General features: G+C 69.4%; 17 protein-coding genes and 2 tRNA genes. 12 read left to right on the top strand and 7 right to left on the bottom strand.

Features of this window, described 5'->3' with window-relative positions; translation table 11 throughout:
- The first annotated feature begins 42 nt into the window (after positions 1-42).
- Positions 43-516: a hypothetical protein gene (locus ABFX45_RS07360; RefSeq protein WP_109640130.1), complete on the top strand. Its 474-nt coding sequence runs from the start codon at positions 43-45 to the stop codon at positions 514-516.
- Here ABFX45_RS07360 and ABFX45_RS07355 read toward each other — a convergent pair.
- Complete coding sequence (locus ABFX45_RS07355) at positions 502-3,252, bottom strand: AfsR/SARP family transcriptional regulator (protein WP_346128533.1); 2,751 nt, start codon at positions 3,250-3,252, stop codon at positions 502-504. The two genes, ABFX45_RS07360 and ABFX45_RS07355, sit on opposite strands and share 15 nt — an antisense overlap.
- 118 nt (positions 3,253-3,370) lie before the next feature.
- On the opposite strand from ABFX45_RS07355, the gene ABFX45_RS07350 reads away from it, so the two are divergent.
- From ABFX45_RS07350 to ABFX45_RS07320, 7 genes are all read left to right on the top strand, one after another.
- Positions 3,371-4,390: a LacI family DNA-binding transcriptional regulator gene (locus ABFX45_RS07350; protein ID WP_109640132.1), complete on the top strand. Its 1,020-nt coding sequence runs from the start codon at positions 3,371-3,373 to the stop codon at positions 4,388-4,390.
- A gap of 159 nt (positions 4,391-4,549) precedes the next feature.
- On the top strand, positions 4,550-5,782 hold the full coding sequence (locus ABFX45_RS07345; RefSeq protein ID WP_233440088.1) for an ABC transporter substrate-binding protein: 1,233 nt from the start codon (positions 4,550-4,552) through the stop codon (positions 5,780-5,782).
- A gap of 32 nt (positions 5,783-5,814) precedes the next feature.
- Complete coding sequence (locus tag ABFX45_RS07340; RefSeq protein ID WP_233440089.1) at positions 5,815-6,735, top strand: carbohydrate ABC transporter permease; 921 nt, start codon at positions 5,815-5,817, stop codon at positions 6,733-6,735.
- On the top strand, positions 6,732-7,544 hold the full coding sequence (locus tag ABFX45_RS07335) for a carbohydrate ABC transporter permease (RefSeq protein WP_346128531.1): 813 nt from the start codon (positions 6,732-6,734) through the stop codon (positions 7,542-7,544). Before ABFX45_RS07340 ends, ABFX45_RS07335 begins: the two co-directional genes overlap by 4 nt.
- Positions 7,545-7,546: 2 nt before the next feature.
- Entirely contained in the window at positions 7,547-8,896 is a 1,350-nt protein-coding gene (locus ABFX45_RS07330; protein WP_233440072.1) for a GH1 family beta-glucosidase, read from the top strand.
- Positions 8,893-9,870 carry a LacI family DNA-binding transcriptional regulator gene (locus tag ABFX45_RS07325; protein ID WP_109640136.1) on the top strand — a complete coding sequence of 326 codons (978 nt, stop codon included), beginning with the start codon at positions 8,893-8,895 and terminating at the stop codon, positions 9,868-9,870. Before ABFX45_RS07330 ends, ABFX45_RS07325 begins: the two co-directional genes overlap by 4 nt.
- A gap of 171 nt (positions 9,871-10,041) precedes the next feature.
- Positions 10,042-10,920, top strand: a complete 879-nt coding sequence (locus ABFX45_RS07320; RefSeq protein ID WP_346128528.1) for a hypothetical protein — start codon at positions 10,042-10,044, stop codon at positions 10,918-10,920.
- Here the strand turns inward: ABFX45_RS07320 and ABFX45_RS07315 are convergent.
- Positions 10,878-11,306, bottom strand: a complete 429-nt coding sequence (locus ABFX45_RS07315) for a DoxX family membrane protein (protein WP_346128526.1) — start codon at positions 11,304-11,306, stop codon at positions 10,878-10,880. The two genes, ABFX45_RS07320 and ABFX45_RS07315, sit on opposite strands and share 43 nt — an antisense overlap.
- Before the next feature lie 47 nt (positions 11,307-11,353).
- A complete protein-coding gene (locus ABFX45_RS07310; protein ID WP_346128524.1) occupies positions 11,354-11,674 on the bottom strand; it encodes a hypothetical protein in 321 nt (106 codons plus the stop codon).
- Positions 11,675-11,801: 127 nt separating this feature from the next.
- Between ABFX45_RS07310 and ABFX45_RS07305 the strand changes: the two genes are divergently transcribed.
- Complete coding sequence (locus ABFX45_RS07305; RefSeq protein WP_346128522.1) at positions 11,802-12,500, top strand: aminoglycoside 3'-phosphotransferase; 699 nt, start codon at positions 11,802-11,804, stop codon at positions 12,498-12,500.
- Here ABFX45_RS07305 and ABFX45_RS07300 read toward each other — a convergent pair.
- Positions 12,497-13,237 carry a DUF1684 domain-containing protein gene (locus ABFX45_RS07300; protein ID WP_109640142.1) on the bottom strand — a complete coding sequence of 247 codons (741 nt, stop codon included), beginning with the start codon at positions 13,235-13,237 and terminating at the stop codon, positions 12,497-12,499. The two genes, ABFX45_RS07305 and ABFX45_RS07300, sit on opposite strands and share 4 nt — an antisense overlap.
- On the bottom strand, positions 13,234-14,208 hold the full coding sequence (locus ABFX45_RS07295) for an ArsR/SmtB family transcription factor (RefSeq protein WP_346128520.1): 975 nt from the start codon (positions 14,206-14,208) through the stop codon (positions 13,234-13,236). Before ABFX45_RS07295 ends, ABFX45_RS07300 begins: the two co-directional genes overlap by 4 nt.
- A 58-nt stretch (positions 14,209-14,266) precedes the next feature.
- On the opposite strand from ABFX45_RS07295, the gene ABFX45_RS07290 reads away from it, so the two are divergent.
- Positions 14,267-15,040: an inositol monophosphatase family protein gene (locus tag ABFX45_RS07290; protein WP_346128518.1), complete on the top strand. Its 774-nt coding sequence runs from the start codon at positions 14,267-14,269 to the stop codon at positions 15,038-15,040.
- A gap of 83 nt (positions 15,041-15,123) precedes the next feature.
- Here the strand turns inward: ABFX45_RS07290 and ABFX45_RS07285 are convergent.
- Positions 15,124-15,200 (bottom strand) — tRNA-His (locus ABFX45_RS07285).
- Between the two features lie 2 nt (positions 15,201-15,202).
- Positions 15,203-15,275, bottom strand: a tRNA-Gln gene (locus ABFX45_RS07280).
- Between the two features lie 299 nt (positions 15,276-15,574).
- Between ABFX45_RS07280 and ABFX45_RS07275 the strand changes: the two genes are divergently transcribed.
- Positions 15,575-17,122, top strand: coding sequence for a glycoside hydrolase family 13 protein (locus ABFX45_RS07275; protein WP_346128516.1), 1,548 nt, complete (start codon positions 15,575-15,577; stop codon positions 17,120-17,122).
- A gap of 83 nt (positions 17,123-17,205) precedes the next feature.
- On the top strand, positions 17,206-20,682 hold the full coding sequence (locus ABFX45_RS07270; protein WP_346128514.1) for a WGR and DUF4132 domain-containing protein: 3,477 nt from the start codon (positions 17,206-17,208) through the stop codon (positions 20,680-20,682).
- The last annotated feature ends 74 nt before the right edge of the window (positions 20,683-20,756 follow it).

Below are 20,756 nucleotides of genomic sequence, written 5' to 3'. Positions count from 1 at the left end.
GGTCGGGCAGCGAAATCGCGCTGTCCGACGCACCATGAGCGGGTGGAGGAGCTCACAGCGGCCCTCACCGTGCTCGAAGCGCCGTTCCGCACGCTCGTCGACGACTCGGAGTGGGCGCACGCGAGCATGGAGGGCATGGTGCTCGACGTCGGCACGTGGTGGACCGCCGACGCCGGCACCAGGTTGTCTCCCCAGGTCACGTTCAGCGTCGCCTTCAGCGAGGCCGCGCGCCTGCAGGGCGCGGTGTACGTGGAGGGCTACCTCTGGCTGGACGGCCGCCCGGTCGCCGCCGCGTGGTGCGGGAAGAACGACCAGGTCGTCTACGGGCCACGGGCGGAGGCGTACCTCGGCATCCCGCTGTCGCCCCACTTCTGCCGCAGGGTCCAGCAGCGCAACGGCACCGCCGCGGTGCTGATGAGCAAGCACCCCAAGCTGCTGCCGTTGCTGCGGGACGGCCTGCCACGCGGCGCGGTGCTGCCGGGTGGCAGGCCTGGACCGCGCTCAGTCGGTGCCTAGAGCGGCGAAGCGAACCTCGGCCTCCTTCTCGTGGCGGGCCGCCTCCGCCGGGTCCGCCACCGCCTTGGCCAGGTGCTTGTGCGCGTTGGCCGCCTCCCGCCGGTCGTCGATCCGTTCCGCCAGCTCCAGCGCCTCGCGCAACTGCACCACGGCCTCCTCGGGACGCCCGGCCGCGGTCAGCACCTCGCCGAGGTAGTTCAGCACCACCGTCTCGGTCGTGACGTCACCGATCGCGCGCACCGCCGTCAGTGCCGAGTTCAACGCTCCGAGCGCCTCGGAGTGCCTGCCCATGGCGTGCAGGATCATGCCCAGCGCGCTCTGGGTGTCGGCTTCGTCGCGGCGGCTGCCCAGTTCGCGCATCAGCGCCAGGGCCCCGTTGCAGGCTTCCAGCGCCTCGTCGTAGCGGCCCAAAGCGCTGTAGATGTTGCTGACGTTGCTCATCGCCTGCGACTCGAGGTGCCGGTCGCCCAGCTCCCGCGCCACCGTGATCGCCTGCTCCAGCAGCTCGGCGGCCTCGGTGTGGCGGCCCAGCGTCCGGTAGACCAGCGAGAGGTTGTTCAGCGTGCCCGCCACGCCCTGCAGGTCGCCCTGCTCGCGCAGCATCTCGATCGCGCGCTCGTTGTGGAAGATGGCGTCGGAGTACCGCGCGGTCTGCCAGAACACCATCGCGTAGTTCTTCGTCGTGATCGCGAGCGCCGCCGGGTTGTCCTTCGCGGCCTCCAGCGCCAGCTCGTTGATCGTCGCCCAGTCCCGCGTGTGGCCGCGCACCATGCAGAAGAACGTCATCGCGCGGGCGAGCTGCCACGTGTGTGTACGCCAATCACCGTCGAGCGACAACGCAACCGCGGCAACGAGTGTCTGCCGTTCGGTCTCCAGCCACTCCACCGCGTGGTCGTAGTCGCGCAGCACGAGCCGTGACTCCGGGCGGTAGGTGATGTCGACCTCGTACCTGCGGGCCGCGGGCGACATCAGCCGCGTCGCCTGGTTCGCGGTGTCCAGGAAGTGGTCCAGCAGCCGGGTCAGCGGCGCCCGCGACGAGTCCACTTTGGACTGCGCGTACTGGCGGAGCAGGTCGTGCATCCGGTACCGGCCGAGCGTGGTCGCCTCGAGCAGGTGGACGTCGACGAGGTCCTCGAGCATCCCGTCGCACTCCAGCAGGCCGAGATCACCGAGCGCCGCGGCCTGGTGCACGTCGAAGTCCGTGCCGTGGTGCAGTCCCAGCAGGCCGAAGAGCCGCTGGTGCCCGGCGGGCAGCTGGCCGAACGACAACGCGAAGACAGCGTCCAGTTCGGATAATCGTCCCTCGCGCAGCCGCGTCGCGAGGTGGGCGGTGGTCCACGTCGGACGGGAACGCAACCGGCCAGCCGCCAGTCGCACGGCCAGCGGCAGCCTGCCGCACAGCTCCACGACCTCACGGGCCGCCGGATCCGTGCCGCGCTCGTCGCCCACGATCGTCGCGAACAGCTGCAGCGCCTCCGCCTCGGACAGCACGTCCAGCGTGAGCGTCGAGGTACCTTCCAGCTCGACCAGCCGCGCCCGTGACGTGACCAGCACCAGCGACCCCGGCACGCCCGGCAGCAGCGGCCGCACCTGGTCGGCGCTCGCCGCGTTGTCCAGCACGACGAGCAGGCGCCGCCGGGACAGCTCGAGCCGCCACAACGCGGCCCGTTCGTCCAGGCCGACCGGGATGTCCTCCAGGCCGAGCGCGCGCAGCAACACGTCCAGCGCATCCGTTGGTTCAACGGGTGCACGGCCCGCAGTGTGCGCGTGCAGGTCGATGAACAGCTGACCGTCCGGATACTCCAGCCGGTGCGCCAGGTGCACGGCCAGCGTCGTCTTGCCGACGCCCGGCATGCCGTCGATCGCGGAGATCACCACGGCCGACTTCCCGGTGACAGCCCTGGTCAGCCGTTCGATCTCGACGGCACGGCCGGTGAAGTCGGCGACGTCGCGCGGCAGCGTGTTCAACGCAGGCCGCGGTTCGTCCCCGCGCAGCAGCCGCTCGTGCAGTTCCCTCAGCTCGGCGCCGGGATCGGTGCCGAGCTCACTGGCCAGCAGCACCCGCAGGTCCTCGAACGCCCGCAGCGCCTCGGCCGGCCGCCCCGCCCGCTGCAGCGCGTGCATCAACTGCAGCCACAGCTGTTCGCGCAACGGGAACTGCTTGGTCAGCCGGCGCAGCTCGGCGACCAGCCGCTCGCCCTGGCCGAGCTCGATCGCCAGGCGCGCGTGCTGCTCCGCGATCGTCAGCCTGCGTTCCTGGAGCAACGTCAGCTCGGCGTCGAGGCGCGCCCCGAAGGTGAGACCGTCGAGGGCGGGGCCGCGCCACAACGCGAGCGCCTCCTCGTACCGGGCCACCGCCGTCCGGTGGTCTCCCTGCCGCAGCGCCTCGTCACCGGCCGCGCACAGCCGCGTGAAGACGAAGACGTCGACCTCGTCGGCGGGGACGACGAGCCGGTATCCACCTGGGACGGTGACCAGTTCGTCGAGCACCACCTTGCGCAGGGCGGCCACGTAGGTACGGATGTTCGATTCCGGTGCCGCGGGCGGGGATTCCCACACCGCTTCACTCAAGTGTTCAAAGCTGACAGTCTCGTTGACGTGCAGGGCCAACGCTGCCAGCAGCGCCCGTTGCCGGGGCCCGCCCAGCCGCAGTTCCAAGCCCCCACGCCAGATCTGCAGCGGCCCAAGAAGCCGATACCGCACTAGCCCTCCTCGGGGGGCATGGTGCCAGAACATCGGACCGCTGTGCGGAATTTGTGCGGACGATCTTCGAAACTTTTCCCTCGCCGTCGCGAAGGGGAGAACCGCCGTGGACCGGAGATCATGGACGGGACAGGCAGCCTAAGATGGCTGCATGACCGAGACGGCCAAACGACGTCCCGGCCCCCGCATCGAAGAGGTGGCGAGGGTCGCCGGGGTCTCGAAGTCGACCGTCTCGCGCGTGATCAACGGCGAGCAGTACGTCAGCGCCAAGGCCCGTGAGGCCGTGCACGCCGCCATCGCCCAGCTCGGCTACTCGCCCAACCAGGCCGCACGAGCCCTCGCCGGTCACCGCGCCAACGCGATCGCGCTCGTCGTCTCCGAACCGTCCGGCCGTGTGCTCGGCGACCCGTTCTTCGCCGGGGTGCTGCGCGGGATCCACTCCGAGCTCGCCGGGCGGCACCTGCAGCTGCTGCTGATGATGAGCCAGCCGGCGGACACCGGCGATCTGGTCAACTACCTCAGCAGCGGGCACGTCGACGGGGCGTTGCTGGTGAGCCTGCACGGCGAGGACCCGCTGGTGGCCATGCTGAACGAGATCGGGCTTCCGGTCGTGGCCGGCGGGCGTCCGCTCGGGACGACCAGCGTCCCGTTCGTCGACGCGGACAACTTCACCGGCGGACTCGAAGCCGCACGGCACCTGGTCTCGTTGGGGCGCAAGCGGATCGGCACCGTGGCGGGACCGAAGGACATGGCCGTGGGCGCCGACCGGCTGAGCGGGTTCAAGCGCGGGCTGGGTGAGGCGAAGATCGCCGCCGACCTCGTCGAGCACGCCGACTTCACGCCGGAGAGCGGCGGCCAGGCGATGGAACGGTTGCTGGACAAGGCGCCGGAGCTCGATGCGGTGTTCGTCGCAGCGGACATCATGGCGTTGGGCGCATTGCAGGTGCTCCATGCGCGCGGCAAGCGCATCCCCGAGGACGTCGCCGTGATCGGCTTCGACGACTCGGTGTTCGCTTCCAGCGCGTCGCCGCCGCTCACCACGATCAGGCAGGACGTCGAGGAGCTCGGCCGCACCATGACGTGGCGGCTGCTCGCGGAGCTCGCCGGCGAGGCGGGGCTGCCTCCGTCACTGCTGCTGCCGACGTCCCTCGTCCGGCGGGCGAGCGCGTAACAACCTGGGAGCGTTCCCAGAAATCAACCTTAGATGCCTTGACACCCTCGTGTCGCGCGGGAAACACTCCGTAAAACTTCTGGGAGCGCTCCCAGAATTTGCCGCCGAGACCGAGGGAGTTCTCCCGTGCGCCACCGCAGTTGGGTCAGCGTGCTCCTCCTGTTGACCGCCGCCACCGCCTGTTCGTCCGGTGGAGCGACGAGCCAGGACGGCAAGACCGAGCTGACCATCGCGACGTTCAACGAGTTCGGGTACGAGGAGCTCCTCAAGGAGTACGAGGCGGCCCACCCGGACGTGAAGCTCACGCAGCGCAAGACCGGGCAGGGTGCGCCGCACCACCAGAACCTGTTCACCAAGCTGGGCGCGGGTTCCGGTCTCGCCGACATCGAAGCCGTGGAAGAGGGCTACCTCAGCCAGGTGATGGACAAGGCCGGTCAGTTCAACGACCTCGCCGAGATCGGGCCGAAGATCGAGGACGGCCGGTGGCTCAAGTGGAAGACCGACGCCGCCACCAAGGACGGCAAGCAGATCGGCTACGGCACGGACATCGGCCCGCTCGCGATGTGCTACCGCAAGGACCTCTTCGAGAAGGCCGGTCTGCCGTCCGACCCCCAGGCCGTGAAGGCGCTGTTCGCCACGTGGGACAGCTACTTCGCCGCCGGTGACCAGTTCATCGCGAAGTCCGGCGGGGTGGCGTGGTTCGACAGCGCCTCGCAGGTCTTCAACGCGATGCACAACCAGCACGAGCTCGGCTACTTCGACAAGTCCGACAAGCTCGTCGTCGACTCCAACCCGGCGATCAAGGCCGACTGGACCGCGGTGACGAACGCGGTCGCGAAGGGCCAGTCGGCGAAGCTCGTGGCGTGGAGCAACGAGTGGAACTCCGGCTTCAAGGCCGGCGCGTTCGCCACGAAGACGTGCCCGTCGTGGATGCTCGGCGTGATCGAGGCGCAGGCCGGGCCGGAGAACAAGGGCAAGTGGGCGGTCACCGACGCGTTCCCGAACGGTGGCGGCAACTGGGGTGGTTCGTACCTGACCGTGCCGAAGCAGAGCAAGAACGCCAAGAAGGCCGCCGAGGTCGCTGCCTGGCTGACGGCGCCGGAGCAGCAGATCAAGGCGTTCAAGGCGAAGGGCACGTTCCCGAGCCAGGTCAAGGCTCTCGACGACCCGGCGCTGCTCGAGCAGGTCAACGCCTACTTCGGTGACATCAAGGCGGGTGCGCTGTTCGCCGCGCAGGCCAAGAAGGTCGGTGCCGCGCAGTACAAGGGCCCGAAGGACGGACAGGTTCAGGAGAACGTGTTCAGCCCGGCGCTGCAGTCGGTCGAGCAGGGCAAGAGCGCTGACGAGGGCTGGAAGACCGCGGTCGCGGAGGCTCAGAAGGTCGCCAAGTGACCGCCGTTCTCACCAGGCCGGACCGCGAGCGGGTGCACCAGCCCCGCTCGCGGCCCCCGCGGCACCGGCTGTCCGCTTTGGACAACAAGGTGTCGCCGTACCTGTTCGTCGCGCCGTTCTTCGTCCTGTTCGGCGCGATCGGGCTCTTCCCGTTGCTGTACACGGCCTACGTGTCGTTGTTCGACTGGGAGCTCGGCGCCGACGAGACGACGTTCGTCGGTCTCGACAACTACCGGACCTTGTTCACCGACAGCCAGTTCTGGAACGCGCTGTTCAACACGTTCAGCATCTTCCTGCTGTCGAGCGTCCCGCAGGTGATCGTCGCGGTGGTGCTCGCCGCACTGCTCAGCGCCAACCTGCGTGCCAGGACGGCGTGGCGGATGGGCGTGCTGCTGCCCTACGTCGCGTCGCTCGTCGCGTTGACGATCATCTTCGGCAACCTGTTCGGGCCGCAGTTCGGGCTGGTCAACAGCGTGCTGACGACACTGGGAATTCCGCCGGTCGACTGGCAGGCCAACACGTTCGGCAGCCACGTCGCCATCGCGTCGATGGTCAACTGGCGCTGGACCGGCTACAACGCGCTGATCGTCCTCGCCGCGATGCTGGCGATCCCGCGCGAGGTGCACGAGGCGGCCACCGTCGACGGCGCGGGTGCCCTGCGCCGGTTCTTCAGCATCACGCTGCCGATGCTCAAGCCGACGCTGATCTTCGTCATCGTCACGTCGACCATCGGCGGCCTGCAGATCTTCACCGAGCCCAAGCTGTACGACCCGGCAGGGGGCAGCGGCGGCGGCGCTGAGCACCAGTACCAGACCGTCGTGCTCTACATGTACCAGTCGGCGTTCCAGCAACTGGACCTCGGCTACGCCTCCTCGATCGCCTGGACGCTGTTCCTGATCGTGATCGCGGTGGCAGGACTGAACTTCTGGCTCACGAGGAGGGCCGTGCGATGAAACGTCCGTCCTTCGTGGTCTACGGGGTGCTGGCCGCGTTCGTGCTGGGCTCGGCCTTCCCGTTCTACTGGTCCTACCTCGTCGCGAGTCGCGACAACTCGGTGCTCACCGGCGACTTCACGCTGATCCCCGGCGGGAACTTCTGGTCGAACGCCACGCGCGTGTTCGACACGATCCCGTTCTGGAAGGCGCTGGGCAACAGCTTCATCGTGTCCGGCACGGTGACGCTGTCGGTGGTGGTGCTGTCGGCGCTGGCCGGTTTCGCGTTCGCCAAGCTGCGGTTCCGCGGCCGGGGGGTGCTGTTCCTCTTCGTCGTGGCGACGCTCGCGGTGCCGACGCAGCTCGGGATCATCCCGCTGTACATGGCGATGGCGGAGTTCGGCTGGGCCGGTGAGCTGGAAGCGGTGATCGTGCCGAACCTCGTCACCGCGTTCGGTGTGTTCTGGATGCGGCAGTACCTGGTCGACGCGGTGCCCGACGAGCTCGTCGAGGCGGCGCGGATGGACGGCTGCAGCCTGTGGCGGACGTTCTGGCACGTCGCACTGCCCGCCGCCCGCCCCGCCGCCGCGATGCTCGGCGTGTTCACGTTCATGCAGTCCTGGAACGACTTCCTGTGGCCGCTGGTCGTGCTGAACGCCGACAACCCGACGCTCCAGGTGGCGCTGGAGAAGCTGCAGAGCGGCTACTACGTCGACTACTCGCTGGTGCTCGCCGGAACGACTCTGGCGACTGTTCCGGTCTTGATCGTGTTCCTGGTGCTCGGGCGGCAGATCGTCGCGGGCGTGATGCAAGGCGCTGTGAAGGGGTGAAGGTGGAGAACATCGCTTTCCCGAAGGGGTTCTTGTGGGGAGCCGCGACGGCTGCGTTCCAGGTGGAGGGGGCGACCGACGTCGACGGCCGCACCGACTCGATCTGGGACGCGTTCTGCCGCGTGCCCGGCAAGATCGTGGGCGGCCACACCGGTGAACCCGGTGCCGACCACTACCGCCGGTTCGAGCAGGACGTGCGGATGATGGCCGATCTCGGTCTGGGTGCCTACCGGTTCTCGATCGCGTGGCCACGGGTGCGGCCCGACGGCGGGGCGGTCAACCAGGCCGGGCTGGACTTCTACAGCCGCCTCGTGGACACGTTGCTGGAGCACGGCATCAAGCCGTGGCCGACGCTCTACCACTGGGACCTGCCGCAGAAGCTGGAGGACACCGGTGGCTGGGCGGAGAGGGACACCGCCCACCGGTTCGCCGAGTACGCCGAGTCGGTGGTCGAGGCGCTGGCCGACCGCGTCGACGGCTTCACCACGCTGAACGAGCCGTGGTGCGCGGCGTTCCTCGGCTACGCCGCGGGAATCCACGCCCCCGGCCGCACCGAGCCCGACGCCGCCGTGGCCGCCGTGCACCACCTGCTGCTGGCCCACGGGCTGGCGGGCGAAGTGATCCGCGGCGCCGGCAAGGAGCTCGGCATCACGCTCAACATGTACCCGATCATCCCGGCCGATCCGTCGTCGGAGGCCGACCGGGACGTGGCGCGGCGGCTCGACGGCCTGCAGCAACGGATCTTCCTCGACCCGTTGCTGCTCGGCGAGTACCCCGCCGACGTCCTGGAGGACCTGGAGCCGTTCGGGTTCTCGTCGGTGATCCACGAGGGCGACCTGAAGACGATCTCGGGCCCGCTCGACATGCTCGGCGTCAACTACTACACCGAGCACTACGTCAGCGCCCAGCCCGGCGAGATCGGGCCGTCGCCGTGGGTCGGCGTCGGGGACCACTCGTTCCCGCGCCGTGACGCGCCGGTCACGGACATGGGCTGGGAGGTGCGGCCGGACGGGCTCACGTCGGTGCTGCTGCGGGTGCACAACGACTACCCGTCGATTCCCCTGTACATCACCGAGAACGGCGCGGCGTACCCCGACCAGCCGGGAGTCGACGACGCGGAACGCACCGAGTACATCGCCTCGCACCTGCGGGCCGCGCACACCGCCATCGCCGCGGGCGTGGACCTGCGGGGTTACTTCTGCTGGTCGCTGATGGACAACTTCGAGTGGGCCGAGGGCTACGCGAAGCGGTTCGGCATCGTCCACGTCGACTACGACACGCAGGTGCGGACACCGAAGATGAGTGCCCGCTGGTTCTCCGCAGTGGCGCGCAGCAACGCAATCGCGTCATGACCACGCGCCCCGGCATCGACGAGGTCGCCCGGCTTGCCGGGGTGTCGAAGTCCACCGTGTCCCGGGTGCTCAACGGTGCGCCGCACGTGAGCTCCCGGGCACGGGAGGCGGTGCGCAAGGCGGTCGTGAAGCTCGACTACACGCCGAACCAGGCCGCTCGGTCGTTGGCAGGACACCGCGCGCACGCCATCGCGCTGGTGGTCTCCGAACCGAGCGGCCGGGTGCTGACGGACCCGTTCTTCGCCGGGGTCATGCGCGGGGTGCACGCCGAGCTGGCTGGGCACCGCACACAGCTGGTGCTGATGATGAGCGAGCCTGGTGATGTCGGGTCGTACCTGACCAACGGGCACGTCGACGGCGCGTTGGTGATCAGCCTGCACGGCCACGACCCGCTGCTGTCGTTGTTGTACGACAACGGCTTGCCGGTCGTGGCCGGCGGGCGGCCGCTGGCGGGCGGGCCGGTGCCGTACGTCGACTCGGACAACTTCACCGGGGCGGTGGACGCGACGCAGCACCTGATCTCCCTGGGGTGCCAGCGAATCGCCACCATCGCCGGCCCCTCGGACATGGCCGTCGGGCTCGACAGGCTGTCCGGGTGGCGGCGGGCGATGTCGGGCCGGCGGGCGGACCTGGTGGCGTACAGCGACTTCACGCCGGAGGGCGGTGCTGCCGCGATGACGTCGTTGCTGGCGCGGCAGCCCGACCTGGACGGGGTCTTCGTGGCCGCGGACATCATGGCGCTCGGAGCGTTGCAGGTGCTGCACGCCGCCGGGCGCCGCGTGCCGGACGACGTGGCCGTGGTCGGGTTCGACGACTCGGTGCCCGCCGTGCCGCCGCTGACGACGGTGAAGCAGGACATGGAGAAGTTCGGGCGGATGCTGACGTGGCGCCTCCTCGCCGAGATCGAGGGCGAGGAGGGGCTGCCGCCGACGGTGCTGCTGCCCACGTCGCTGGTGCGGCGGACAAGCGCCTGATCAGCGCGTCTGACCCTCACGGGGAAGGGTTTACATCGTTGATCACGAACGCTTCGTGACACGTCGAGGCTGTTTTCACTCGATCGGCACAACTTCGCCGCACTCTCGGTAACACCTGGCGAAGTCCCTCGATGGTCAGGCGTACGAACGCCCACCCCGAGGGAGCGCGACGTGATCGAGAACTCGGCCGCCGGACTGGTGATGGTGCCCGGAGAGGTGACGGTGACCGTCACCGGCGAGGAGCACCACCAGGACGTGCTGGCCCGGTACGCCGTTCCGGACGGTGTGACGCGGCACGTCGCCGTGCATCTGACGTGGTGCGGGATCGCCGTCGGCAAACACCGCGGTCAGCGCGGTATCGAGGTGCGGCTCGACGGGCAGCGCGTGGGTGAGCTGACTTTCCTGATGTCGCAACGGTATGCGCCGGTGCTGCTGCACGTGGAGTCCGGTGGTGGGTCGACCGGGTGCGCGGCGTTGGTCCAGCGCGGCGGCAACGGGCTGTTGCAGATCGTCCTGCGGATGCCGCGTGACGTTCCTCGTGGCGCGGCGGTGCCGGTGCCGTCGAAACCCAAGTCGTGGGTGGTGCCGGTGGTGATCAGCGCGGCGAGCCTGCTGGCGTTCTTCTTCGTGGTCGGCATCGTTGGCGCTGCGATCGGTGGTTCGGACAACGGTTCCGCGTCGGGTCCGACGACGACGGTGTCGCCCACCACGACGACTACGACGGTGGCACAGCCGACCACGACGACCACAACTACCACCACCACAACGACTACGACGACGACCACCACTCCCCCGGCGGTCGCTCAGCCGAAGCCGCAACCCCAGCCCCAACCCCAGCCGCAACCCAAGCCCCAGCCTCAGCCGGTTCCCGCTCCGGCACCGCAGCCGAAGTGCGACCCGAACTACAGCGGCTGCGTGCCGATCGCGTCAGACGTCGACTGCGCCGGTGGCAGCGGGAACGGGCCCGCGTACGTCGCAGGCCCGATCCGTGTCATCGGCAGTGACATCTACGACCTGGACAGGGACGGCGACGGTGTCGCCTGCGAGTGACGTGCCTTCAGCATCGGCTTGAACGAGTCCCGGTAGGCCCAGGCCAGGTAGATCTCGGCGGCCGCGAGCAGCACGGCCATGATCGCGCCGCTGGGTGCCAGCAGCACGTGGAAGCCGAAGATGCCGACCACGAGCGGCGCCAGCAGTGCCAACGCCAGCGGCGCGAACCTGTTGGTCAGCAACATGATTCCGGCAAGCAGCTCGACCACCTTGGTGACGGGCATGATGAACCCGCTCTCGCCGAGAGCGGTGGCGAACGCCATGGCCTCGGCGGGCATGCCCTCCATCGACTGCGATCCCAGGCCGAAGAGCCCGGTGAAGCCGGAGAACGCGAACAGCGCTCCGAAGAGGATGCGAACGGCAACGGTGAGGTACTTGATCGTCATGTCAAAAGCGTCGAACCTCCATTTAGCTGGAGGTCAACGGGGTTCGCTCACCGCTGAATGAACACGCTGTTCGCCTTGAACGTGATATCGGACCGGCCGGTCTTGCCGTCGATCGGGTAGGGCCGGGCGGTGCAGTCGATGCTCGTTAACAGTGACGCGGTCAGGTTGCTGTTGTTGCAGGCGCAGCGAATCCGCTCGCCCCAGCCGTGCTCCGCCAGGTCGACGCACGCGGACGAGCCGAGCGGCACGACGTTGAACCTGACCCCCTGGTAGCCGACCTGGTCCCACGCGCAGAACGCGTCGGTGAACGTGCAGTCCGGCGTGGCGGCATGAGCCGCGGGTTGATGGTGAGACCGGCCAGAGCGCACAGCAGAACTGCGATCTTCTTCATGGTTCCCCCAGTTTCCCCTTGTCTGACACCTTCCGCCGCCACGGGGCCAGGTAAAGGTTTTCGCGGTACCGGAACTCGGGTGACTTCAATGGTTTGATCAACGGGTGGAGATTCCAGGGGACGTGTTGCGCGCGGTCGGAGTGGACGCGGTGTGGTCGCGCGACCACGAAGGCCTGTCCGGTGACGTGTGGCGGGTGGGTTCCAGTTACGTGAAGCGCGCCGGAGTGGACGAGCGCGACCGGTTGCTGTGGCTGGGCGAGCACTTCGAGGTGCCGGAGATCAGGGCGTTCGCGGACGACTGGCTCGTGCTCGCCGACGTCGGCGCGCCCTCGCTGGCCGCGGTCGATCCCGTGCAGGCGGGGACTGTCATGGGCGAGGTGCTGCGGTCGTTGCACGCATTGCCGGTGGCGTCGTGTCCTTTCGACGCACGGGTGGCGGTCGTGCTGGAGAAGGCGCGGCGCAACGTCGAGGCGGGTCTCGTGGATCCGGACGACTTCGACGACGACCACCGCGGGGCCACGCCGCAGGAGTTGCTGGACCGGCTGATCGCGACCGCGCCGGAGGACGAGGATCTCGTGGTGGCGCACGGGGATTTCTGCCCGCCGAACGTGTTGCTGCGCCCGGACGGCTCGACCGTGCTGATCGACGTGTCACGGCTGGGCGTGTCCGATCGGCATCGTGACATCGCGTTGGCGCACCGGGAGTTGGGCGAGGAGGCCGCAGCCGCGTTCGACCGCGCCTACGGCCTCGTCCCCCGCCCGGAAACGCTTGCGTGGTACCGCTTGCTGGACGAGTTCTTCTAACCGCGCTCGTAGGGCGTCTGCTCGCCCGCCTCGACGGCGAACGGCAGGTGGTTGCCCGCGGGCGGCAGCGGGCAGGTGGCGAAGTCGGTGAACGCGCACGGCAGGTTCGTGGCGCGGTTGAAGTCGAGCACCACCTTGCCGTTCACCGGGGTTGCCGCGAGTGATCGGTTCGCCGCGTACGTGGTCACACCGCTGGTGGCGTCGGTGAACAGGATGCTCAGGCCGCCGTTGCGTCCGTTGAACGCCGTCAGCGTGTGCTCGGTGTCGTTGTACGTGAACCGCACACGGCCCGGTGCCTCGTAGACGTGGCTAAGTCCTTCCACGACCGCACCAACGGTTGTGGGCACAGGTGCGTCGAACGGTTCGTACACGCCTTCGAGCACCCACTTCTCTTGCGGCTCGTACGACGGCACGCCGCGGAAGTTCTGGAGCACTTCGGCTTTCGGGTCGTGGACGCGGATCAGGTACCCGCCGCGCCGCGCGATTTCGATCTCCACGTCACCGGCTTCGACGCGGGAGCCGGGACCGCTCTGGACGAGTGCGAACCGCTGCGGCTCTCCCCCGTTCTGCCAGTACGCCGCGTCGTCGTCCTGCCACCACACGCCCGGTAGGCCCTCATAGGCACGAGGGGCGGTCTCCAGCCAGTCGAGCGAGACCAGCGCAAGCCACCCGTACGGGTCGGCCAGGCTCTTCTCCCGCTCCGTCTTCCAGGTCTGCCAGTCCTCCGCGAAGCTCATGTCCGGGAGAACGGCGGGTCTGCGGAGTTGCTTCCCCGTCCCGAGGAATGGGATACGAGGGCGTCCCCGAGCTCGGTGCGGGCGTACACGACGCTGCGGCCGTGCCGTTGCGAGGCGAGCAGACCGGCGTCGCGCAACGCCCGCAGGTGCTGGTTCACCGCAGAGGTCGTGACACCGGTGCGCCGCGCGACGTCGGTGGACGAGCGCGGTTCGCCCAGCCCGGCCAGCAGGTCCGCCCGCACCTGGCCGAGCACGCGGACCAGCGCCGCGGGGCCGCTCGCCCGGCCGGTCTCCCACACCGTGCCGGCGCCGCGGGCCGCGTAGATCAGCAACGGCGGTGCCTCGGGATCGACGGGCACGGCCGTGCGCCGCGCGAACAGGCTGGGCATCAGGGTGAGCCCCTGTCCCCTCGCTTCGACCCGCCGCGGCTCGACGCCCTTGATCAGCACCCTGACGACGGGGCTCGAGAAGGTGATCCGTTCGGAGATGCCGGAGAGCATCGCCGCCAGGCCGTGCTGGGCCATCTCCCGGCCACGATGCGCGATGTCCGCTTCCAGGACGGCGCGCATACGGTCCCAGTGACCGGCCAGCGCAACGTGCCAGTAGGTCTCCAGCGCTTCGAGCATCCGGTCGCGGTCCCGGAGCACGGCGGGCACCTCCCCGAGCACCGCGCGGAGGTGGCGTCGCATCGTGCGGGTGGACACCTCCCGGAGCGCGGCGAACTCGTCCTCGATCTTCGTGAACGGCGTCTGAGGGCGGGGGCTCAGGAAGTCCGGTGTCCAGCCGCGGTCGTTGGACAGGGCCAGCAGGACCTCGGTGTCGACGTCCCGGATGCGGCGCGCGAACGGCAGGTGCAGCGGGTACCTGGCCGGGTCCTTCAGCACGCGCAGGCTGAGTGTGAGCTCGTTGAGCGGCGACACGGCGAACCGCACGTCGACCAGGTCGGACTCGCCGAGCACGAACTCGATCATGTAGCACAACGCTACATCAGTTACGCGCGGCAGGCGCGCTCGGACAAGCTCGTGCGCCATGTGGACCGATCTGGATCTGGCGTTGCGGATCGTGCGGGAGGCCGCGGAGCTCGCGGCGGCCGCGTTCGCCTCGGACACCCTGCACGTGCGGCACAAGGAGGACGGCAGCGCGGTCACCGCCATCGACCTCGCGATCGAGGACCTCGTGCGCAGGAGGCTGGCCGCGGCCGTGCCCGACGACGGGGTCGCCGGCGAGGAACGTCCCGAGCGGTACGGGACGTCGGGCAGGCGCTGGCTCGTCGATCCGATCAGCGGCACCGCGGACTTCGTGCGCGGACGGCCGACGTACTCGGTGGACCTGGCCATGCGGGACTCGCACGGGCCGGCGATCGCGGTGTCGGCGTTGCCGTCGCTCGGTCGCACGATGGCGGCGGGACGCGGGATCGGATGCCGGGTGTTCACCGGTTCTCACGAAGCCACCGCACGCGTGTCCACACAGGACTCGCTGCGCGGCGCTCGGGTGTGCCTGCACGGCAAGGACAAACCCGTGCTGGAAGGCTGCGTGGTGGTAGACGGCAGCGTTTCGGTGCTGAGCCTCGTCACCGGTGAGGCCGACGCGATCGTGGTCGCCGGCGCCGAACTGGACGAGTTCGACCTGGCGTGCCTGCCGGTGCTCGTGGAGGAGGCCGGTGGCCGGGTGACGATCACAGACGACGTCGTGCTGGCCACCAACGGTGTCCTGCACTACGCCTTCCGCGCCGTCCTGCCGAGACCCACCTGGGAGTCGAACCCAGTGTCAACGCTGTTGCAGAGCGTTCCACGGCCGTCGTGACGTGGGTCGGGCATCGCGCGTCCTGGTGTCGAACCAGGCAGCCCGGGCTTATGAGGCCCAGGTGACCACCGGGTCCCGCGCGATGGGGTGACCGACCGGACTCGCACCGGCTTCGACCAGGATCACAACCTGGCGCCTCGACTGCTTCGGCTTCGGTCACAGCTGCCCGTCGAGGACTCGAACCTCGATCTCCGCGTCCAGAGCGCGGCGTCCGTGCCGATTGGACCAACGGGCAACAAAAAAGCCGTCTCGTCGCGACGGCGACGGGACGGCTCCCCGGAGACATGGGTCAACTCATGCCGGGGAGCACCAGACGTGCTGATGACACATGTGCTGCATCACGGCTGGCTCCTTTCTCCGGTTCGTCGAGATCCACTCTGACGGATGACACGGGGATGCCGCAACGCATTATCCGGGGCTGCAAAACTTTGCAGGCTTGCAACGAAAACTCAAGCGATCCTCATGTCGACTTGCGGAAAACTTTTGCAACGTCTTTCCTGGACCGCTGACACACCCCATCGGAAGGCTCAGGACATGTCCCAGGACTGGTGGCGACACGCCGTCATCTACCAGGTCTACGTGCGCAGCTTCGCCGACTCGAACGGCGACGGCGTCGGTGACCTGCCCGGCATCCGTTCACGCCTGCCCTACCTGCGCGACCTGGGGGTCGACGCGGTGTGGATCACGCCGTTCTACGCGTCGCCGATGGCCGACGGTGGCTACGACGTGGCGGACTACCGCGCAGTGGACCCGCAGTTCGGTGAGCTCGACGACGTGCGCGCGTTGGCCACGGACGCGCACGAGCTCGGCATCCGCGTGATCGTCGACATCGTGCCGAACCACAGCTCGGACCAGCACGAGTGGTTCCAGGAGGCGCTCGCCGGGCGTGGCCGGGAGCGCTACATCTTCCGCGAGGGCGTGGGCGACCAGCCGCCGAACGACTGGGAGTCGGTGTTCGGCGGGCCGGCGTGGACGCGGGTGGCCGACGGATCCTGGTACCTGCACCTGTTCGCGCCGGAGCAGCCGGACCTGAACTGGGAGCTGCCGGAGGTGCGCGCGGAGTTCCGCGACGTGCTGCGGTTCTGGCTGGACATGGGCGTCGACGGTTTCCGGGTGGACGTGGCGCACGGGATGATCAAGGCCGCGGGGCTGCCGGACATCGGGCACGCCGACCAGCTGAAACTGCTGGGCACGGAGCCGTTGCCGTTCTTCGACCAGGACGGCGTGCACGAGATCCACCGCGAGTGGCGCACCGTTGTGGACTCGTACCCCGGTGAGCGCGTGCTGGTGGCGGAGGCGTGGACGCCTTCTGCCGAGCGGACGGCGCTGTACCTGCGTCCCGACGAGATGCACCAGGCGTTCAACTTCCACTACCTGACGGCCGAGTGGGAGCACGACGCGCTGCGAGCGGTGATCGACTCGTCGTTGGCGGCGGTGGCTCCGGTCGGTGCGCCTACCACGTGGGTGCTGTCGAACCATGACGTGCAACGGCACGTGACGCGGTACGGCGGCGGCGAGACCGGTGTGCGGCGTGCGCGCGCCGCGCTGGCGTTGATGCTGGCGCTGCCGGGATCGGTGTACCTGTACCAGGGCGAGGAGCTCGGGCTGCCCGAGGTGCTGGACCTGCCGGACGAGGTGCTGCAGGACCCGATGTGGGAACGCTCCGGCCACACCGAGCGCGGCCGTGACGGCTGCCGCGTACCGCTGCCGTGGACCGCGTCCGGCCCGTCGCTCGGGTTCGGCACCGGCGGGTCGTGGCTGCCGCAGCCCGCGGACTGGGCGAAGCTCAGCGTGGAGGCGCAGTCGGATGACCAGGACTCGATGTTGTCCTTCTACCGCAACGCTTTGCGCATCCGCCGCGAGCACCCCGCGCTGGGTGCCGGTGACGGGGTGAAGTGGGTCGACGGGCCAGCCGACGTGCTGTGGTTCGAGCGGGACGGCCTCGCGTGCGCGGTGAACCTGTCCGGAGAGGTCGTCTCGCTGCCGGATCCGGGCGCGGTGCTGCTGGCGTCCTCGTACTACGGCGTGCGTGACGGGCAGTTGCTCCTTCCGCCGGACACCGCGCTCTGGTGGGAGCTCTGACCAGCACTTTCGCTTGATCATCAAAACTGTCAGACCCCCTGGGTACGGTTCGTCGACATCAGCTTCGAACCGACTCCGGGGGTATGGCAGTGCGCAGATGGGAGCTCGTCTCTGGCGGCTCGGCGAAGTTCTGGGAGATCGGCCGCGACGGGTCGGTGGTGACCGTCCGGTTCGGACGGCTGGGGGCGGCCGGGCAGACTCAGACGAAGGAGCTGGCGTCCGCGGAGGCGGCTGAGGCCCACGTCGCGAAGCTGGTGGCGGAGAAGGAGAAGAAGGGCTACCAGAGCGTCTCGGCTCCCGCCGTGACCGCTCCGGAGCCCGAGCAGCCCGCCGCTGTGCTCGCGGACGAGGACACCTGGGTGATGCCCTCGGCGTGGTTGAAGGACGCGGTGCGGCGCCGGCACCTCGAGCCCGCGCCGCGGTTCGTGCTGGACACCTCTCGCGCGCAGGAGTTCCGCGACTGGGTGGCGGCGATGGGCGCCGAGATCGCCGAGGCGATGGCGAATCCGAGATCGAACCAGACCCTGGTGCGCGTCCTGCAAGACCAGCTCGACGGACGGCCGAGCCCCCTGGGTGCGGCACTGCTCGCCAGCGTGGCGCAGCTGCCCAAGGCGTCGGTGCACTGGTGGATCGCGGAGTACGGCCTGCCGTTCGCAGCCGCGGCCGTGGTGCACTGCTCGACCGTCTTCGTGGGCGGCTTCCACAACTCGCAGACCGGACGAACGTTCAAGGTCTACCTGGAGTCCTTCGACGATCGCCACCCGGACCCGACCGACGTCGACGGCTGGAACCTGATTCAGGTCAGGAACGCGCTGGCGGTAGCGGACTCCGCCACCCACGACGCGGCGGTCGCGGAGCTGGAGAAGGTCGGCGCCACGGAGTTCGGCCAGGTGGCTCGTGCATTCCTGGTGCCGGCGCGCCATGACTGGTTCGAGGAGGCGAACGCGCACGCGCCGCGGCGGCCCGGCAACTGGATGACGCTGTGCGCGGTGAGCACGCTGGAACAGCTCGCGCGGCTGCAGGGCCGCACCCTCACGTGGTCACCGCTCGCCATGCACACCGCGCTGCACGTGCTGGGGCCGGCGATCGCACCGTTCATCGCCGGGGAGATCGACGCGGCTCAGCTCGACCCGGACGAGCGCAAGTTCGCGTTGAAGGTGCTCGCCTCGCTGCCCACGGACGAGGCCTTCACGCTCCTGCTGGATCGCAAGGACACACCGTACGTGCGGCCCGTTCTGCTGTCCGCGATGGCTGCCTTCCCGTCGCGGGCGGCCCGGATCCTGGCGCCGCGTGCGGCCTCCGACCACGAAACCCTGCACCTGCTTCGCGCGCACCTGACGTCGCATCCCGATCTCGAAGTGACCGCGGACACCGCCGCGCTGCTCGCTGAGGCCGGTTCGCGGCTGGTGCCCGAGGCACCTGCCTCGGCGTTGCCCCGCGTACTCGCGCAGGCACCGTGGAGCCACCCGCGCCCGCAGCCGAAGCCCGTGGTGTTGAAGGACGTTCCGGTGCCCGCCGCGCACGTCACGTGGCTGCCCGGCGAGCGCGAGGAGTGGCTGGCGAGCGGCAGCGACTGGACCACGTCGCTCACCTACTGGGAGCACGCGGCCGAGGAGGTCCGGACCGGCCGGCACGGCGACCGCAGGCTGTTCGAGAACGGCCCGGAAGAACTCGCCCGCCCGCTGCTCGCCGGCTGGGTGCCCGGCGACGGCTGGGGCGGCGAGAGCTGGGGCAGGCGCATCGCGGCCAGGTTCGAGCTGGACGCCCTTCCCCCGATGCTCCGCCTGGCCGCGAGCAACCCGCACGTGTCCGGCGTGCTCCTGCTCCCGTACGCCAGCGCAGAGGTCGCCGAGCTGATGGCGAACTGGTTGGTGCGCCTCAAAACCGCCAGGACGTTCGCCGTGGCCTGGCTCGCCCGGCACGGCGAGGCCGCCGCCCGTCTCCTGCTGCCCTCCGCACTGGGCGCGGCAAGCCCTCAGCGCCGCTACGCCGAGCTCGCCCTCCGTCACCTCCACCTGGAGGCCGGTGTCGACGTCATCGCCGTCGCCACCTCGCTGAGCACCGCGGCGGGTGCGGCCATCCGCACGCTGATCGAGGTCGACCCGGTCGACGTCCTCCCCGCGAAACTGCCGGCGATCGGCGAGTGGGCCGACACCCGGCTGCTCCCCCAGGTCCTGCTGGCCGACCGCACGTCCGCCCTGTCGGCGGAGACCGCGACGAACCTGCTGATGACCGCGGCACTGTCCAAACCGGACGCCGTGTACGCGGGTCTGCCCATCGCTGTGGAGGCGTGCGACCGCGAGTCGCTGGCCGAGTTCGCCTGGGAGGTCTTCCGCCGCTGGCAGGCAGAAGAGGCCCCGCCGAAGGACGGCTGGGCGCTCACCGCACTCGGCTGGTTCGGCAACGACGAGACGGTGCGCCGCCTCGCGCCGCTGATCCGGGCCTGGCCCGGCGAGAACGCCCACGCCAAGGCTGTGACGGGCCTCGACGTCCTCGCCCAGATCGGCAGCGAGACCGCCCTCGCCCACCTGAACGGCATCGCCGAGAAGGTGAAGTTCAAGGCCCTCAAGGCCCGCGCCCAGGAGAAGGTCGCCGACATCGCCGCGACGCTGGGACTTTCACGCGACCAACTGTCCGACCGCCTGATCCCGACCCTGGGTCTGGACGACGCCGCTTCACTGGTCATCGACTACGGCCCTCGCCAGTTCACCGTGGGCTTCGACGAACAGCTCAAGCCGTTCGTGCTCGACCCGGACGGCAAACGCCGCAAGGACCTCCCCAAGCCTGCCGCCAAGGACGACCAGGACAAGGCACCGCTGGAACATCAGCGGTTCGCGGCGTTGAAGAAGGACGTCAGGACGATCGCGGCCGACCAGATCCAGCGTCTCGAACGCGCCATGATCGCCCAGCGCACTTGGACCGCCGACGAGTTCCACGCGGTCCTCGCCGCGCATCCCCTGCTCTGGCACCTCGTCCGCCGCCTGGTCTGGATCACCGACGACGGCCTGTCCTTCCGCCTGGCCGAAGACCGCACCCTCGCCAACGCCGCGGACGACGAGATCACCCTCCCGGCGAACACCACCATCCGGCTGGCCCATCCGGTGGACCTCGCCGACACGCTGGAGACGTGGGGCGAGGTCTTCGCCGACTACGAGATCCTCCAGCCGTTCCCGCAACTGGGCCGCCCGGCCCACGCCTTCGCCCCCGGCGAACCCCGCATCCCGCAACTGCACAAGTACCTCGACCTGCCCGTGCCGGTGGGCAGGATCCTCGGCCTCACCAAACGAGGCTGGGTGCGCGGCACTCCCCAGGACGCGGGCGTCGAAGAGTGGATCACGCGCCCGCTCCCGTCCGGCGGCGCGCTCGTCGCCACCCTGGACCCCGGCATCGCGGTGGGCGCGATCGACGTCTTCCCCGAGGTCAAGTTCACCTCCCTGTGGTTCTCGGAGACCGGCGAAGGCCACTGGACCGCCCCGCGCGACGGCGGCCCGGACAGCTTCGACGCCGACCCGGTCACCGCCTCCGAGCTCCTCGCGGAGCTGGAGTCCCTGCACGCGTGACGCACCTGCGTTTGAGCTACAAGTTCTTGTGAACGACCAAAAGATGCCGGACCGGCTGAGTACGGTCCGGCATC

The sequence above is a fragment of the Lentzea roselyniae genome (assembly GCF_039537795.1).
Taxonomy (GTDB): domain Bacteria; phylum Actinomycetota; class Actinomycetes; order Mycobacteriales; family Pseudonocardiaceae; genus Lentzea; species Lentzea atacamensis.
The sequence above is the reverse complement of the archived record's forward strand: the minus strand, read 5'-3'. Positions and strand labels throughout refer to the sequence as shown.